Source organism: Anabaena lutea FACHB-196 (assembly GCF_014698305.1).
Classification (GTDB): Bacteria; Cyanobacteriota; Cyanobacteriia; order Cyanobacteriales; family Nostocaceae; genus Anabaena; species Anabaena lutea.
In genome coordinates this window covers 263,563-280,847 of the sequence record NZ_JACJST010000004.1, presented here as the reverse complement: position 1 = coordinate 280,847, position 17,285 = coordinate 263,563, and the positions used below count along the sequence as shown (strand labels likewise).

Below are 17,285 nucleotides of genomic sequence, written 5' to 3'. Positions count from 1 at the left end.
TCCGCAAAAACTGATAGGTAAAACTTTGATAAGTTACAACCCTGGCACATAGTCAGGGTTTTATACTTACACTAAAATATAGTCATAATTTACACAAAATCAGACATAGCGCAAAGTGGTAAATTTATCAATCTTCCATCCTCTAACTACTTGGCGTTATAGTCTTAATTTGTTAGTCAGCACAAAGACATTATTTATGGTTCAAGAACTGGAACGTAAACGCCAGAGTACATCTTTTCCCGAATCTGCTCCAGCAGCCAATCCTGTGTTTTTTAGAACCTACAGCCGTCGTACAGAGGCCGGTTTAAGAGAAACTTATGATCAGGTGTGCGATCGCACTTTACGCGGTTTAGTCGAACTGGGAAAACTCACCCGTGAAGAAGCTGCCCTTTTGGATAAGATGCAGCGCAACATGAAAGCCCTCCCCAGTGGACGCTGGATGTGGGTAGGTGGCACAGATTGGTTAACCAAACCCAAAAACTTCTCCGGTGCTTATAACTGCACTTCTACCAACTTGGTAGACTGGAAAGCCTTCGGTTTAATGATGGACTTGGCCATGATGGGCTGCGGTACAGGTGCTATCATCGAACCCCAGTATATTAATCAACTGCCCCCTATCCGTAATCGCCTAAATATCACCATTAAAGGCGAAATTGGCAGCACTCCTCAAGAACAGCGTCATGAATTTACACAAATCCATATAGAAGCTAACACCGCTACTATCCATGTTGGAGACAGTCGAGAAGGTTGGGTAAAATCCTATCAAACCCTTTTAGAACTTTCCACCGATGAACGCTTTACAGGTGACGTTGAAGTAATTGTAGATATTAGCGACGTGCGCCAATCTGGGGAAACCCTCAAAGGCTTTGGCGGTATGGCTAATCCTGTGAAGTTGCCTGGATTATATCAGCGTTGCGCCTCTATTCTCAATAAGGCTTTAGGTAGACAATTAAACTCAGTGGAATGCTGCTTATTAATTGATGAAGCTGCTGTCACAATTGTTGCTGGCAATATAAGAAGATGTCTTCCTGAAGATGCCTTAGTTCATACCTCCAAAGGTCTTGTCCCCATTTGTGATGTGCAAGTGGGTGACTTGGTACAAACTCCTTTAGGATTTCGTCGAGTAGTTGATAAATTCGACCAAGGATTTCAGGATGTCTACGAAATTGAAACTAATGCAACTTACCCTAGAGCAACTTTAAACCACAAACAAGCAATTTTAGCAGATGCTAAAGGTGGAGTGAACTGGAAATCAGTTGCAAGTTTAGTGGAAGGCGATCGCCTGTTTCATAACACACAAATTTTACCTGGTACAGTTACCCATCTTCCGGCTGACTTTACAGGATCTAGACCTTCCCAAAGCCGAACCAGCAAGGACTTAATTGTTCCTGATCTCACACCTGAAGTAGCTTGGTTAATTGGATTAACTCATGGTGATGGCTATGTTGCCCTTGGTCGTAATAAGCATGATAAGCCCTATGGCCGTGTTGAATGGTCAATGAACAGCTTACAAATTGAGCAAACGGCAAGAATTCAAGCCAAAATAGATTCTGCTTTAGCTTTATTTGGATTGACTGCTACTCACAGCGTTACCAAAGGTGAAAATACTGCCAAGTCAATTTGTTCTTCTATTCGACTAACTGAATACTTCCATAGCTATATTAAACAGCCTAATGTCCCCTTAAAAATTCCTAGTTTTATTTTGCAGGGTTCAGTAGATATTAGGTCTGCATACTTAGCTGGACTAATGGACAGTGATGGAGCAGTTAATAATCGGCCGCCCCATCTAGTTACATCAGTCTATCAATCATTTGTTCGACAAGTTGGTGTAGTTTTATCAAGCTTGGGTATCGCTGGTAGAATTACCACTACTCGTCCCCAACAGCAAGGATGGCAAATTAAATACCACCTCACGATTCCAGCCCTTAAAGAACGTTATAACGCCATCATCGCGCCTCACTCAGTTAAGGGAGAACTGCGTCAGGGACTGAAAATGTATGGTTTTACTGTTCCTGGTGCAATTATGCGCGAGGCTTACACCTATAGCGAAATGCGAGAAATGGGTTTCCAGGGTTCTCGCACGGTCGATGCCAATTATGAACGCTACATAGCTGAGGCTGATATCTCACTAGATATTCCTGTCACAGTCAAAGGTTTAGGCAGTTACGATCATGTTCAAACCTATGACATTGAAGTAGAAGAAGCTCATTGTTTTTACTGCGACGGTTATCTGACGCATAACTCAGCAGGGATGCGACAGTTCGTTTCTGAGGATGAACAAGGCGCAACTGCCAAAGATAACTTATGGCAACAGGACGCAGAAGGCAACTGGCGCATAGACCCAGAGCGCGATTCTTTGCGGATGGCCAATCATACAAGGGTATTTCACCGCAAACCAACCTTAGAAGAATCCATTGCTGCTGTACGTAAACAATATTACAGTGGTGAAGGGGCAATTCAATGGGCAGGTGAAGCTGTAGCTAGAGCTAACATTGATTTACTAAATACACCTGAATTGAAAAAAGACTTCTTACAAGCTTATGAGCAAGGAAAAGCTAAGTATTGGATAAAAGAATACTATCCTGAAATTGATGCTGATGAGCTAGAACATAGAATAGGTAGGTTTGGTCTAAATCCGTGCGGAGAAATCACGGGTAGCAATTTTCACTGTAATTTGTCTGAGGTACACTTAAACCAACTTGATCCCGACAACTACAAAGAACAAGAAGAAGCATTTACAGCAGGTGCTTTGTCAGTGGCTGCACTGTTAAATCACCAATTCCTTGAACCACGCTATCAATACAGTCGGGAATTAGATCCCATAGTTGGTGTTTCTTTCACCGGTTTATTTGACTTCTTTGTTCATGCTTTTGGTGTGGATTGGTTACGCTGGTGGGAAGCAGGAAGACCAGAAACCACCGAAGGACTGGTTTTCAAACGCGGTGAGCAAAAATATCTCAGCTTCTGGAAAGATGTAGTCCATAAAGTTGTGTGGGAATATTGCGATCGCCATCACATCAAACGCCCCAACCGTTGTACCACAGTGCAGCCATCAGGGACAAAATCCCTCTTAACAGGTGCTAGTTCCGGTTGGCATCCCCCCAAAGCCCAAAGATTTATTCGCCGGATCACCTTCCGTAAAAATGACCCCGTAGCCTTAGCTTGTATAGACTATGGTTACAACGTCATCCCGTCCCAATCTGACAAAGACGAAAACGGCAACTTACTTAATGATCCTTTTGATCCTCGTTGTACAGAATGGTTAGTAGAAATACCTGTGGCTGTATCCTGGGCTGATTTACCCGGTGCTGATGTAATTGATGTGTCTAAGTTCTCAGCCTTAGCCCAATTAGATTTTGTCATGCAAGTGCAGCGTCATTATGTCACTCATAACACCTCAGCTACCCTAGAACTACGTTCTGAGGAAGTAGAACCCTTGGGAACACGCATCTATGAGGCTATCCAAAATGATGAAGGATATATTTCTGCGGCTTTATTAGCGCGATTTGACGATTTGCAATCATTCCCACGTCTACCTTTTGAACCAATAGACAAAGCCACTTATGAACGCTTGTCAGCAGAAGTGAAAGCAAGACGTACAACAGATGATTTCTGTGGAGCCTTAAGTCGTTACGATTTAGGGGAATTATCAGAAGCAGGCCCCAGTGGTTGCGACTCTGACAAATGTATGTTTCCAGACCAAGCACCAACTTCATAAGGATTGGGAATGGGGTATTGGGGATGAGGAAAAATTCTTCCCCATTACCCAATAATCACCCCGAAATTGCTTTCCGAGTTACGATTGATTAAGAAATAGTAATTTTTACGCCAATACCTGGAGATATTTAAATGTTCACTGATGAATTGTCACCCATCTTTAAACAAGCTACCCAGCATCCAGTCTCATTTTTTGGTGGGTTATTCTCTGGAGTGCTGCGACTCAACCTAGCTGATGATCCTGTGAAAAGTTGGTTAGATAAACATATTAGTTCTAGCAGTTCCCCTACTTGCGGGGTTCAGAATGGCAAAGCCACTGGCCCGCAACAAATTTCAATTGATTAATCTTTTATTAACCGTTAACTGTTAAACGTTAACGGTTAATAATACAACTAATAAATCATGCGAACAGACGATTACCGGAAAAATAAAGTCTAGAACATTTAGGTTTTTATAGTAGCTTAAGTCTCAATGGAAGAACTTATAGAATTGCGCGAATTATTACAAAGAGGCAACATATCCAGTGCGCTATTGATGATTGATGAAATCGAAGAGATGAGCAAAAAGGATATTCTCAATAAAATTCGTAGATATGGCATCATTCTTCTGTTGCACTTAATCAAGCAAGAAATAGAGAAACGCACAACCCGCTCTTGGGATGTATCTATCCGCAATGCGATTTTAGAAATTCAAAACTTAAACGCTCGTCCCAAATCTAAAGGCACATACAGCAGAATTCAGGAGTCAGGAGACGCTTCGCAGACCTCCGGTTCAGGAGTAAAACTGGCTTGGTGTCTAGGTTTCAATTTTGATTCTGTACCTCATTGATCTGCAATCTGCTGTATTTAGATGATAGCGAACTTTGCGAATCTCTAGAAAGCGCCTACCGTCAAGCAATTAACCAAGCATCTTTAGAGATTAATGAAGGACAATACGATTCATCTGAGCTTCAGCAAATGGTAAACAAACAAGATATCTGCAACCGAGCAATGGCAGCAATCTCAGTATTTACCGATGATGTCTAAATCAGGATTCTCAGGATTAAAGGATTAACAAGATGAAAAATACAGCGGATTCCTTTGTTATAAGGTACATCATAGTCCCCTCCCCGCAAGCAAAGCTAGCTACAGCAATGGTTTTAGCGATTATGGGGGGGGTAGAAATATTCATTTTTACCATGAGTGTAAAATCCTTAAAAGATAGTTTATACATAACATAAAATATTTTTTTGTAGTGTCTATAATTACTAATAAATAGATTTGTTAGCTAGAGAAAATACGTAAAGCCACAAATCCCCAGTAAAATTTTAGCATCCTAAAATACAGCAGTTTCCATGTATTTAGACGACGTTCTTGATTTCTCTTAGCGACTCTGCGCCTCTGCGTGAGATAAAAAAGATGTTGTAGAGACATTGCATACAACGTCTCTACAACGAAAAATAAAGTGCATCTATCTATGGCTACGCCACGCAAGCTATCATCCAGAAATGGTATTACACCCTCAAATTTGAATTCTGTAGTTTATCTAAAAACAATCTTTAGTTATCAAAATACCTTTCTAAGATAAAGACAGCGACCAAAAATCGCCATTGATAAAACTGACCCAACTGCAAAACGCTAGGGAGTAACAAAAATGGCTCAAGCCTCAGAATCTTTAGATTTGTCGATCAACTACGCTACAGACAAAGCCCTAGATCGTGATTGTACAACCTTATCCCGTCATGTACTTCAGCAATTGCAAAGTTTTTCCGCAGATGCACAGGATTTAAGTGCGCTGATGAATCGCATCGCTTTAGCGGGTAAACTAGTGGCGCGTCGCATGAGCAACGCTGGGTTAATGGAAGGCGTTCTCGGATTTACTGGGGAAGTTAACGTCCAGGGAGAATCTGTAAAAAATTTGGATGTTTACGCTAACGACGTATTTATCTCAGTATTTAAGCAAAGTGGCTTAGTTTGTCGTCTTGCTTCCGAGGAAATGGAAGACCCCTACTACATCCCGGAAAACTGCCCTATTGGTCGTTATACCTTGCTCTATGACCCGATAGATGGTTCATCTAACACAGATACTAATCTCAGCTTAGGTTCGATTTTCTCCATCCGTCAACAGGAAGGAAACGATAGCGATGGTAAAGCTACTGACCTGTTAACCAACGGACACAAGCAAATTGCCGCTGGATACATACTGTACGGCCCCTGCACGATGCTGGTCTATACTATAGGTAAGGGAGTTCACTCCTTTACCCTTGATCCCAGTTTAGGGGAGTTTATTCTCACAGAAGAAAATATCAAGATTCCTGACCACGGTTCAGTTTACAGCGTTAATGAGGGGAACTTCTGGCAGTGGGATGAATCCATTAGGGAATACATTCGCTATGTTCATCGTACCGAAGGTTATACCGCTCGTTATAGTGGCGCGATGGTGAGTGATATTCATAGAATTTTAGTACAAGGTGGTGTGTTTCTCTATCCAGGCACACTGCAAAAACCAGAAGGTAAATTGCGCCTACTTTATGAATCTGCACCTTTAGCATTTGTGATTGAACAAGCTGGAGGTAAAGCAACTACAGGATTAGTGGATATTTTGGACGTAGTTCCGAAGAAACTACATCAACGCACACCTCTAATTATTGGTAGTAAACAGGATGTAGCTAAAGTCGAATCTTTTATTCAAAACGGTCATTAGACGAAGTTGAAAAAAAGCGTCTAGCTGATGCCAGTAATGAAGCTGAAGATGGGTAATTTGGGATTGGAATGCAGCACTAGCAATGTTTGTATGTGAATTGAAAAATTCATCTCAGTTGTTTGATGTCACATTGAAAAACCACCATCAACTGAGGAAATTTATGAACTTCACCAAAAAACACTGTGAATAGGAGTTAAAAAATAGCTATGGCAACCAATCATTTATTAGAGATAAAAGAATACGGTCAAAGTATCTGGATGGATAATTTGAGCCGTGACATTATTCAATCAGGGGAACTCGAAAACTTGGTGAAAAATCAAGGAATCTCTGGTATTACCTCCAACCCCGCCATCTTTGAAAAAGCAATTACTGGTAATGCCATTTATGATGCCGATATTGAAGTTGGAATTCGTGAGGGTTTACCGACATACAAAATTTATGAATCCCTAGTTTTTGCAGATATCCGCAATGCTTGTGATATTTTGCGCCCTGTTTATGAAGCCACGAATGGTCTAGATGGTTATGTGAGTATAGAAGTCCCACCAACTATAGCTCATGATACCCAAGCGACAATAGCTGAAGCTCGTCGATATTTCCAGGAAATTGGGCGAGAAAATGTGATGATTAAAATTCCTGGGACTGAAGCTGGTTTACCAGCTGTAGAACAAGCAATAGCTGAAGGAATTAATATCAACGTGACGCTGTTGTTTGCAGTCCAAAGTTACATTAATGCAGCTTGGGCGTATATTCGGGGCTTAGAAAAACGGGTGAGTGAAGGTAGGGATATTAGCAAAATTGCTTCTGTAGCCAGCTTTTTCCTCAGCCGGATTGATAGCAACATCGACAGTACGATAGATGCGAAATTGCAGCTTGGCGTTGATGACATTAACCATGAAGCTGTGTTGCGAGCTATCAAAGGGAAAATTGCGATCGCTAACGCCAAGATAGCTTACCAAGAATACAAGAAAATCACCAGCACTGATGCTTGGCAAGCCTTAGCAGCAAAAGGCGCAAAAGTACAGCGGTTACTATGGGCCAGCACCAGCACCAAAGATCCCAGTTACAACGATGTCATGTATGTCAACGAACTAATTGGCAAAGACACAGTTAACACCCTACCACCAGCAACAATAAAAGCTTGTGCCGACCATTGCGATGTGAGCGATCGCCTGGAAACAAGGGTAGAAGAAGCGTACACCCTCATCGAAAGCTTGAAAGAAGCGGACATCAACATTGACATCAATACCGTAATGGACGAATTACTCGTTGAAGGTATTGACAAATTTGTCCAGCCCTTCCAGTCACTAATGAACTCTTTAGAAGGCAAAATCAAGCTATTGTCACCAGTATAGGGGAGATGGGGAGATGGGGAGATGGGAAGATGGGGAGATGGGGAGGAATTACCTGTCACCTGTCACCTGTCACCTGTCACCTGTCACCTTTCCCTAAATCCAAAATCCAAAATCCAAAATCTAAAATTCTATGGTCAGTCTGCTAGAAAATCCCCTACGCGTTGGTCTACAACAGCAAGGGATGCCCGAACCCCAAATTATAGTTATCTTTGGCGCTTCCGGGGATCTTACCTGGCGCAAACTAGTACCAGCACTGTACAAATTACGGAGAGAAAGACGTATTCCGCCAGAAACCACCATTGTCGGTGTAGCACGTCGAGAATGGAGCCATGAATACTTCCGTGAACAAATGCAGAAGGGCATGGAAGAAGCTCATAGTAGTGTCGAACTAGGGGAACTGTGGCAAGACTTTTCTCAAGGTCTATTCTACTGTCCTGGGAATATAGACGACCCGGAAAGTTACCAAAAACTAAAAACCTTATTAAGTGAATTAGACGAGAAACGGGGAACAAGGGGAAACCGAATGTTCTACCTTTCCGTTGCCCCCAACTTCTTTCCTGAAGCTATCAAACAGCTAGGGGGAGGGGGAATGCTAGAAGATCCTTACAAACATCGACTGGTAATTGAAAAACCCTTTGGTCGGGACTTGGCTTCTGCCCAAAGTCTTAACCAAATAGTGCAGAAATATTGTAAAGAAAACCAAGTCTACCGCATTGACCATTACTTAGGTAAAGAAACAGTTCAAAACTTGCTGGTGTTCCGTTTTGCTAACGCCATTTTTGAACCTTTGTGGAATCGACAATTTGTTGACCACGTACAAATTACCGTAGCGGAAACCGTCGGAGTAGAAGACCGGGCTGGTTACTATGAAAGCGCCGGCGCACTGCGGGATATGTTGCAAAATCACCTGATGCAACTTTATTGCTTAACAGCAATGGAAGCACCCAATTCAATGGATGCTGACAGTATCCGCACAGAAAAAGTTAAAGTACTACAGGCTACTCGTCTAGCTGATATTCATAATCTCTCACGTTCGGCAATTCGCGGGCAATATAGCGCCGGCTGGATGAAAGGACAACCAGTTGAGGGGTATCGGCAAGAACCGGGAGTTGATCCTAACTCAACAACACCCACCTATGTAGCAATGAAGTTCATGGTGGATAACTGGCGCTGGAAAGGTGTTCCTTTCTACCTCAGAACAGGGAAGCGGATGCCAAAAAAGGTGAGCGAAATTTCCATTCACTTCCGCGAAGTTCCTTCCAAAATGTTTACTTCCGCTGCTCAACAGACCAACGCCAACATTTTGACAATGCGAATTCAGCCGAATGAGGGCATTTCCCTGCGCTTTGATGTGAAAATGCCAGGGGCAGAATTCCGCACTCGTGCCGTTGATATGGACTTTAGTTATGGTTCCTTTGGTATCCAAGCTACTTCTGATGCCTATGATCGCCTGTTCCTCGATTGTATGATGGGCGACCAAACACTCTTCACACGGGCAGACGAAGTGGAAGCAGCTTGGCAAGTAGTCACACCAGCCCTTTCCGTGTGGGACGCACCGGCAGATCCCACCACTGTTCCCCAGTACGAAGCTGGTACTTGGGAACCAGCAGAAGCAGAATTCTTGATTAACCAAGATGGTCGCCGCTGGCGCAGACTCTAGAAATTTTAGATCAAAATCCAAAATCCAAAATCCAAAATAGACTATGGCTACACAAGCTCCGACGATTTTTTCACTGCAAGCACCTAAGGATGTTTCGCTCACAGAAATAGAAGCGGAATTAACTCAAATCTGGCAAAGTTATGGTATCACCGGCGATGACGGTGGACTGCCTGCGGCAACCCGGGCTACGACATTTACTTTGGTGGTTTATGAACCGGAAGAAACCCAGTATTTGTTAGCGGCAACAGGCTTTTACAACGGTCCCATCGATGGCATTTTAGGGCCACAAACAGACGCAGCATTGCGGGAAGTACAAAAAAAGCATGAATTACCAGAAACTGGTACTGCTACACCGGAAACTCTCACGGTTTTACGGGAAGAATACTTCCAAAAGCAGCACAGCGGACCAAAGGGAGATAATCATGGCGCGGCTATGGGCTATACTTTCAGCGCCACTAGTCCTACCATTGCTGATGAAATCGCGCTCCGTAACCCTTGCCGCATTATTGCTTTGTGTCCCATTGCTGGGGAAGATGAGGGGGTAAAGGCGCAAGTTTCCGCCTATTGTCCAATTCAAAAGCAATCTTCTAGTACACTAGTTTGCTGTGAATACATTACTCTCACAGGGACAGTGGCAGCTTTGGAAAGAGTTGGAGGGATGATTCCCGCTTTGTTAATTGGTGGTTTGCCTAAGTTTTTGTGGTGGAAGGCTACACCAGATGCTCATAACCCTTTGTTTAAAAGGTTAGCGGCTGTTTGTAATAATGTGATTGTTGATTCTTGCAACTTTAATACTCCAGAAGATGATTTATTGACTTTGCAAGAATTGGTAGAAACGGGTGTACCTCTAGCTGATTTGAACTGGCGGCGTTTGGCTGCATGGCAAGAGTTAACTGCTGAAGCTTACGATGCACCTCAGCGTCGTGCTGGTTTGAGAGAAATTGACCGTGTAGCTATTGATTACGAAAAGGGCAACCCTGCTCAAGGTTTGCTGTTTTTGGGTTGGTTGGCAAGTCGGTTGGAATGGCAGGCTGTTTCTTATTCAAAGGAAACCGGTGATTATGATATCACTCGCGTTCGTTTCCTGGCTCAAGACCAAAAACAAATAGAAGCAGAATTAGCAGGTGTTCCCATTGCTGATATTGGTGACATTGTTGGTGATTTGATTGCTTTGCGTTTGAGTTCTACTAATCCTCAAGCTAATTGTGGAACTTTAATTTGCTCGGAAACGGGCGGTTGTATGCGGATGGAAACTCACGGTGGCGCTCAGTCTGCTGGTTTGTTTCAACAGGTAAGTTCTCTTTCGGAACAGAAAGCGGAAGTGCTGTTGAGTCAACAGGTACAACGCTGGGGTCGTGAGGCACTTTTTGAAGAAAGTTTGGCGGTGATAGCACAAACTTTGAAGTTGGAGAATCGCTAATTGATAATTTGTAATTGGGAATTTATTCCTCACTCTTTTACCCTCTTTCTGTGATGTAAGGGGGTATTTTTTATTTTTAATCGTTGGGTAATAGTGCAATGTGATATTCCAACGTATCTCCAAAACTCACTTAAAGATGCAATATTTACAATACAATCGAGGGCAGGGAAACCCAGCCCCTACAGGCTTGGTGATAAAACTGCTATAAAAATGTCAATGAAATAATTCTAATTACCAATGTCTATAATTATTGCTGGAGAACGTAGCGGGGTGGGTAAGACAACTGTGACACTTACCCTTTTAGCGTCTTTGTGCCGTCGTGGTGCAAAGGTACAATCTTTTAAAGTGGGGCCAGACTATATTGATCCGATGTTTCATCAGTATGTTACTGGTCGTGCTTGTCGGAATTTAGACGCTGTGCTGACTTCGGAAAGTTATGTAAAAGAATGTTTTCATCGTCATTCCCCAAGGTGCGAATATGCTCTAGTTGAGGGGGTAATGGGTTTATTTGATGGGGTGAAGGGGACTGGAGAAGAAAATCAATTACCAACTGATTTTGCGAGTACAGCGCACGTTGCACGGTTATTAGACATACCTGTGATTTTGGTGATTGATTGTAGTCGGTTGTCTGGTTCGGTGGCTGCGATCGCACATGGTTATTGTGCTTTGGATAGTAGAATTAAAATTGCTGGGTTAGTTCTGAATCGGGTGGGAAGCGATCGCCATTTATCCCTGCTCAAAGATTCTCTAAAACCCCTAAAATTACCGATTCTCGGCGTTTTACGAAGACAAGATAACATCACTATACCCGACCGTCATCTTGGTTTAGTCCCCACATCTGAATTACCAGAATTGAATGATGTAGTCAATCGCTTGGCAGATTTAGGCGATAATTGCTTTGATTGGCAAAGATTATTACCACTACTTCAAGTATCTCCAATTTCAGTTATTAATCCTCAATCTCCCCAATCCCAAATCCCCAATCTCAAATCTCAAATCAGAATCGCAGTTGCACTAGATAAAGCCTTTAATTTTTACTATCAAGATAATTTAGATTTACTGCAACAATTAGGTGCAGAATTAGTTTTTTGGAGTCCTTTAGAAAATACAGAATTCCCAAACAATATCCAAGGACTGTATTTTGGTGGTGGATTTCCCGAAGTATTTGCACAACAATTAGCTGCTAATACAAGCGTTATTAAAGAAGTAAAGAAGGCTATTTTAGCCGGAATTCCCACAATTGCTGAATGTGGAGGATTGATGTATTTATGTGAAAATATTATTGATTTTGAAGGTAAATCTTGGTCAATGGTGGGCATTTTACCAACATCAGCACAAATGGATAAAAAGTTAACTTTAGGATATCGTCGTGCAGTAGCTTTACAAAATAGTTTCTTATTCGATGCCGGAACAAATATATATGGACATGAGTTTCATCGTTCTCATTTAATTACTAATTCTCAACAACCTTTATTTGATACATATCGTTATGATTGTAAGGAAAATACAGGTTTTGAAGGTTGGTGTTTACCTAATGTTCATGCTTCATACATTCATCAACATTGGGGAGAAACTTTAGAAATTCCCCAAATGTTTCTGCAACAAGCTCAAAAATTTGGTGAATAAAATTTTTCTTTCAGGATAATTGAAGAGTTATTTATAATTAGCTAAAATTTCTATATGACTTAATGCTGCTGATATGGTCACAGGTGTATAATATCCACCTCCATGCCTGGAAATAACTGGACAGGATACTTTTTTAGCTAAATCTAAAACATATTTAGTTAATTCTTGAAAGTCTCTATTTGTCCAATCCGTAATGTCTTTACCACAATCATCTCGATGTGAGTCATACCCAGAAAAGATGAAAATTAAATCAGGATTCCAGGGTAAATTTTCTAAAGCATGACGGAAGGTTGATAAACTTTCATGACTTCGGTAAAACTTCCCATCTAATCCTATTTCTGCAATAATATCTGGTGTTATTCCCTCAGAAATAAGAGGAATATTACAATGTCCAATTTTTTCTGCCATTGTCGTTGTCCCATAGCTTAAATTAGAAGCTTTAGACATATATATATCAACGGCAGTATGGATACTAATGCAATAAACATTATCGTCACAGCTAAAAATTGATTGCGTACCATCTCCATGATGAATATCCCAATCTATAATTAATATTTTATGGAAACCTTGGGACTGAGCATATTTTGCTGCTGTTGCTAAAGGGTTAAGTAAACAATATCCATGTCCCCAGTTTCTATGTGCATGATGTCCTCCTAAACAAAAACAGTAGGCACGTTCTAAACGTCCTCTTTTTATTTCATCTATAGCAGCAAATATTCCCCCCAAGCCATATACATAACCGGGTAGGCAATATTCAAAACCTTCGCATTCAATACCCAGAAGTGGTAAGGAACGCATTGATTCATTAAGTGGTTTTCCTAATGCCTTGAAAACCAACTTTTGTAGATAATCATGACTATGAACTCGCAGATATTCACTATATTTAACTTTCTTAACAGGCAAAGTTGGATAAATAGTGATTTTTTTAGCAATTTCTTGTCTGATATGATTGTAATGAGGAAATGAATAACCTACAAAAGAAATCGAATTAATTGCTTTAGAGGTTTGGCAGGTGTGCGGATGAAAATAAGTGGCAAACATATTGAATTAAGGATTGACCAATGACTAATGACTAATGACTAATGATTAATACTTTCATTCAGTCGGCGAATTATCCGCGATAGTTCACGAATAATATTCACCGCAATTTCTGGAGTTTCTTCAATCGCATCATAAAGTTGCTCTTGGGTGAGTTCTAAACATTCACAAGGATCTACAGTCGTAGCGGTGGCGGAACGGGGTTGAGTATCAAATACAGCCATTTCTCCAAAGTATTTCCCTTGCTCAACTTCTGCTAATTTGGTTTCCCCAATATGCACTTTGACTTTACCAGATACAACAATATAAAGCGATCGCCCTTCTTCACCCTGTTTAAAGATGCTGTAATTAGCAGGATATGATAATTCATTCATCACTGAAGCCAGCCGAACCACAAAATCATCTCGCAATTCATTAAAAATAGGGACGCGCCGGACAAATAACAATCGATCAACGCTGGTGAGCATAATTACTAGTTATTAATCAAACAATCTTTACAAGTTTCAAATCTGAAGTGAGAAGGAGATTAGCCATATTAACAACGATTTTGACCTAACTCTTTGAGGGTAGATGTAGAGTCTGGAGAATATTATACCAGTTAATCAGTAAGTAGATAATGAGCATGAACACTTATATATTTCCTTGAGAAGTATATCTCTCAGTCTTAGCCATTGGCAGAAAACTGATCCCTAAACCTGTAGTGTTAAGTAACTTTCTTTTTACCTTGGTCATAAAACTGTCTAGAGTATTGATATAATAAATACCACTGTGGGGTATTTAAATAAAGGGTATTTATATCAAGTTCTGCTAATTGTTTATCAAAAAAACTCTCCGTGTCAACCCTTAATCATAAGTATTCAACTGGACAGGATATAATATCCTCTTTTAAGACTTATAGAACTTTAGCATCTCAACTCACGCACATCGGGTAGGATTATGTACTTTTTAGAGAATTATTCCCTCATAGAAATTTATAACAATGTACATAGCAAAATTATTCATGAGGATAAATTTACTCCTAGTCAAGTTACAGAGCTAAGTCCCATCAAACAATTTCCAACTTTAGGAAACATAGAACCAGAGGTTGTAACTCCAATCAGTCCCACAGCTATATCAATACCTTCTGATTATTTAACTCAGGCTCCTGAAATCAACATTGATCAAAATGGTAATCATTTAACAACAGAACCTAGCTACCCAGAGCAAAAGCCTTTTAAACCACAAAAGTTACCCTTAGTACTAGAAAATAATAAAGCGCGGCCGCTTTCAACTCCCAGTATTACTATGCTGACACCATCTGCTTATGGTAAATCTTGGGGAAGAGCCTCTATTGCGGTAGGATTACAATCTCGCGCTCGCTTTACTGACAAAGCTGATGGAGTTTTAGGTGTGGGTATAGGCTTAGGTGATGCTAACAAATCGGTTGGTTTAGATGTAAATGTAGGTATTGTTGATCTGGATTCTTTCCAAAATGGAAACATTAGTTTAAAATTACATCGCCGACTACCAAATGATATGGCCGTGGCTGTCGGTGTGAAAAATTTTGTAACGTTTGGTGACACCGATGGAGGTACATCTGGTTACGGTGTAGTTACTAAAATGTTTCGCTTACAAGATAGTGATAGCAAACCTTTTAGCCGCCTTTATGTATCCGCTGGTGTGGGTGGTGGACAGTTTCGTTCCGAATCGGATATTAACAAAAAGATTGATTCAGTTGGTGTTTTTGGTAGTGTAGCTGTACAAGTTGCAAAGCCAGTGAGTACAATCATTGAATGGTCAGGACAAGATTTAGCTTTGGGTTTATCTGTCGCACCATTTAAGAAAATTCCTGTGGTAATAACACCAGGAATTAGCGATATTACTGGCAATGCTGGTGATGGTACACGTTTTATATTAGGTATCGGTTATAGTCTTTCTTTTTAGCGTAATTTACATCAATATTTAGGATCAGATTGATGAAATTTAATCGTTTATTCTTGTCAATTTTTTTGTCGGTTATTTTAATTCTCAGTTTCTTGAAATCTGTTCAGGCACAATCAGAAAATCAGTCAGATATCACTAATCCTGACCCGCAAGAGGTTGTTAACCCTGGAAATCAGTCAGATATCACTAATCCTGATCCCCAAGAAGTTGTTAACCCTAATAATGATAATAAAGATACGGGAGTAATTGTCGTAGATAGGAACGAATTTGATAGAGCTTTTTCAGCAGCAACACCAGCAGAAGCTGTGACGCAGTTGGAAGAATTACAAGCTTTTCAATTTGGGGCATATTTAGGTACTGATTTTTTTGGAGATATTACTTCAGCAGAAGGGATCGCTAACAATTTAGCTATTCTTACTAAAAAGACAAATCGAAAAGCCGCAGTTATTTACGTAACTGCTTTAAAAGACAAATTGAGTCTAATTCTGATTCCACCAATTGAAGATCAAAAAAATATTTCTAGCAATTATAAAAGCTTACAAGTTACAACACCAATTCCTGTATATCAGCCTCAAATTCTCCGCAAAGATATCCAAGAAGCCAAAAACAGCAATATCCAAAAAGTTGCTAAAGAGTTTAGAGCTAAAATTACTAATAATAGACGTAACGATTACTTTACAAGCGCTCAACAACTCTATAATTGGATAATTGAGCCTCTGGAGCCAGCCTTAAAAGCCAATAAAATCAATACCTTAATCTTTTCCCTGGATAGCGGCTTGCGAACTATTCCTATTGCTGCTTTACATGATGGTAAAGAGTTCTTGATTGAAAAATATAGTATTGGTATTATCCCTAGTTTTAGCCTCACAGATACTCGTTATGTTCCTATTGTCAATTCGGACATCCTAGCTATGGGGATATCGCAAAGTACAGAAGGACAAGAGCCTTTACCTTCTGTACCCATAGAAATAGATGCCATAAGTAAACAAATTTGGCAAAGTCAGGCTCAGGTATTTTTAAATGAAGCATCTACCCTAAATAATCTCAAGGCTTTTAGTAATAAACAGAATTATGGGATTATTCACTTAGCAACTCATGGTGATTTTAAACCAGGAAAAATCAATAATTCTTATATTCAACTTTGGAACGAAAAAATCAACTTACAACAGTTGAGAAAGTTATCTCAAGAATTACAATGGAGTAAAAATCCTAAAGTAGAAATGTTAGTTTTGAGTGCCTGTAGAACTGCCTTGGGTAGTCAAGAAGTAGAATTAGGATTTTCTGGTTTAGCAGTGCAGGCAGGGGTAAAATCGGTATTAGGTAGCCTTTGGTATGTGAGTGATCAAGGTTCTCTGGCACTGATGACTAAATTTTACGAGCAGTTAAAGATGACTTCCTTGCGCTCTGAATCTCTCAGACAAGCTCAGTTAGCCATGCTGAAGGGCGAAGTTCGCATAGCTGATGAACAATTATATCTGTCACCAGAAAAACGCATTTCTCTACCTCCAGAACTGTCTAATTTAGGTAAGATCGATTTATCCCATCCTTATTTTTGGTCTGCTTTCACTATGATTGGTAACTGGAATTAAAATAATTCGTAATTCGTAATTCGTAATTCGGAATAAGTAGATTGGCGCAATTAAATATAAAACCTCTCTCCAAACCTCTCCCCTACAAGGGGAGAGGCTTTGACTCCCACTTCGCTGGTAGGGAAGGGGGCTGGGGGGTTAGGTCTATCTTATATTTTTTAACGCCCACCTACTTAATGCCTACGGTTCCGCTAGGGATACGTAATTCGTAATTACAGCGGTTTGCAGCAGGTATTTAAACCCACGGAATTTGTTAACAGTTACAGCAGGGAAAAGGG

Annotated in this window: 13 protein-coding genes; 11 read left to right on the top strand and 2 right to left on the bottom strand. The window is 40.7% G+C overall.

Annotated features, from left to right (window positions below; all coding sequences use genetic code 11):
- Window positions 1-196 precede the first annotated feature (196 nt).
- From nrdJ to H6G59_RS06875, 9 genes are all read left to right on the top strand, one after another.
- Complete coding sequence (nrdJ, locus tag H6G59_RS06915) at window positions 197-3,718, top strand: ribonucleoside-triphosphate reductase, adenosylcobalamin-dependent (protein WP_190712744.1); 3,522 nt, start codon at window positions 197-199, stop codon at window positions 3,716-3,718.
- A 131-nt stretch (window positions 3,719-3,849) separates the two neighbouring features.
- Window positions 3,850-4,062 (top strand): ssl0294 family protein, encoded by a 213-nt coding sequence (locus H6G59_RS06910; protein WP_127051876.1) that lies wholly within the window; start codon window positions 3,850-3,852, stop codon window positions 4,060-4,062.
- 126 nt (window positions 4,063-4,188) lie between these two features.
- Window positions 4,189-4,545, top strand: a complete 357-nt coding sequence (locus H6G59_RS06905; RefSeq protein WP_190712742.1) for a DUF29 family protein — start codon at window positions 4,189-4,191, stop codon at window positions 4,543-4,545.
- Window positions 4,542-4,742, top strand: a complete 201-nt coding sequence (locus tag H6G59_RS06900) for a hypothetical protein (RefSeq protein WP_190712740.1) — start codon at window positions 4,542-4,544, stop codon at window positions 4,740-4,742. Before H6G59_RS06905 ends, H6G59_RS06900 begins: the two co-directional genes overlap by 4 nt.
- A 607-nt stretch (window positions 4,743-5,349) precedes the next feature.
- Window positions 5,350-6,399, top strand: a complete 1,050-nt coding sequence (gene fbp, locus H6G59_RS06895; RefSeq protein WP_190712738.1) for a class 1 fructose-bisphosphatase — start codon at window positions 5,350-5,352, stop codon at window positions 6,397-6,399.
- A gap of 206 nt (window positions 6,400-6,605) precedes the next feature.
- Window positions 6,606-7,751 carry a transaldolase gene (gene tal, locus H6G59_RS06890; RefSeq protein WP_190712736.1) on the top strand — a complete coding sequence of 382 codons (1,146 nt, stop codon included), beginning with the start codon at window positions 6,606-6,608 and terminating at the stop codon, window positions 7,749-7,751.
- Between the two features lie 130 nt (window positions 7,752-7,881).
- Window positions 7,882-9,411 (top strand): glucose-6-phosphate dehydrogenase, encoded by a 1,530-nt coding sequence (gene zwf, locus H6G59_RS06885; protein ID WP_190712734.1) that lies wholly within the window; start codon window positions 7,882-7,884, stop codon window positions 9,409-9,411.
- A gap of 43 nt (window positions 9,412-9,454) precedes the next feature.
- Window positions 9,455-10,831, top strand: coding sequence for a glucose-6-phosphate dehydrogenase assembly protein OpcA (opcA, locus tag H6G59_RS06880; protein WP_190712732.1), 1,377 nt, complete (start codon window positions 9,455-9,457; stop codon window positions 10,829-10,831).
- A 237-nt stretch (window positions 10,832-11,068) separates the two neighbouring features.
- Window positions 11,069-12,457: a cobyrinic acid a,c-diamide synthase CobB gene (locus tag H6G59_RS06875; RefSeq protein WP_190712730.1), complete on the top strand. Its 1,389-nt coding sequence runs from the start codon at window positions 11,069-11,071 to the stop codon at window positions 12,455-12,457.
- Between the two features lie 27 nt (window positions 12,458-12,484).
- Here the strand turns inward: H6G59_RS06875 and H6G59_RS06870 are convergent, their stop codons facing one another.
- Together H6G59_RS06870 and H6G59_RS06865 are read right to left on the bottom strand one after the other, a co-directional pair.
- Window positions 12,485-13,498: an arginase family protein gene (locus H6G59_RS06870; RefSeq protein WP_190712728.1), complete on the bottom strand. Its 1,014-nt coding sequence runs from the start codon at window positions 13,496-13,498 to the stop codon at window positions 12,485-12,487.
- Window positions 13,499-13,536: 38 nt separating this feature from the next.
- Window positions 13,537-13,962 carry a cyclic nucleotide-binding domain-containing protein gene (locus tag H6G59_RS06865; RefSeq protein WP_127051866.1) on the bottom strand — a complete coding sequence of 142 codons (426 nt, stop codon included), beginning with the start codon at window positions 13,960-13,962 and terminating at the stop codon, window positions 13,537-13,539.
- 469 nt (window positions 13,963-14,431) lie between these two features.
- Here H6G59_RS06865 and H6G59_RS06860 point away from each other — a divergent pair, with 469 nt between their 5' ends.
- Both H6G59_RS06860 and H6G59_RS06855 read left to right on the top strand, forming a co-directional pair.
- Window positions 14,432-15,418, top strand: a complete 987-nt coding sequence (locus H6G59_RS06860) for a hypothetical protein (protein WP_190712727.1) — start codon at window positions 14,432-14,434, stop codon at window positions 15,416-15,418.
- Between the two features lie 32 nt (window positions 15,419-15,450).
- Entirely contained in the window at window positions 15,451-17,007 is a 1,557-nt protein-coding gene (locus tag H6G59_RS06855) for a CHAT domain-containing protein (protein WP_190712724.1), read from the top strand.
- Window positions 17,008-17,285 lie beyond the last annotated feature (278 nt).

Bases quoted from the DNA above. Each gene is read 5' to 3' on its own strand.
- nrdJ (WP_190712744.1), top strand. From the start codon at position 197: ATGGTTCAAGAACTGGAACGTAAACGCCAGAGTACATCTTTTCCCGAA.
- H6G59_RS06910 (WP_127051876.1), top strand. From the start codon at position 3,850: ATGTTCACTGATGAATTGTCACCCATCTTTAAACAAGCTACCCAGCAT.
- H6G59_RS06905 (WP_190712742.1), top strand. From the start codon at position 4,189: ATGGAAGAACTTATAGAATTGCGCGAATTATTACAAAGAGGCAACATA.
- fbp (WP_190712738.1), top strand. From the start codon at position 5,350: ATGGCTCAAGCCTCAGAATCTTTAGATTTGTCGATCAACTACGCTACA.
- tal (WP_190712736.1), top strand. From the start codon at position 6,606: ATGGCAACCAATCATTTATTAGAGATAAAAGAATACGGTCAAAGTATC.
- zwf (WP_190712734.1), top strand. From the start codon at position 7,882: ATGGTCAGTCTGCTAGAAAATCCCCTACGCGTTGGTCTACAACAGCAA.
- opcA (WP_190712732.1), top strand. From the start codon at position 9,455: ATGGCTACACAAGCTCCGACGATTTTTTCACTGCAAGCACCTAAGGAT.
- H6G59_RS06875 (WP_190712730.1), top strand. From the start codon at position 11,069: ATGTCTATAATTATTGCTGGAGAACGTAGCGGGGTGGGTAAGACAACT.
- H6G59_RS06870 (WP_190712728.1), bottom strand. From the start codon at position 13,498: ATGTTTGCCACTTATTTTCATCCGCACACCTGCCAAACCTCTAAAGCA.
- H6G59_RS06865 (WP_127051866.1), bottom strand. From the start codon at position 13,962: ATGCTCACCAGCGTTGATCGATTGTTATTTGTCCGGCGCGTCCCTATT.
- H6G59_RS06860 (WP_190712727.1), top strand. From the start codon at position 14,432: ATGTACTTTTTAGAGAATTATTCCCTCATAGAAATTTATAACAATGTA.
- H6G59_RS06855 (WP_190712724.1), top strand. From the start codon at position 15,451: ATGAAATTTAATCGTTTATTCTTGTCAATTTTTTTGTCGGTTATTTTA.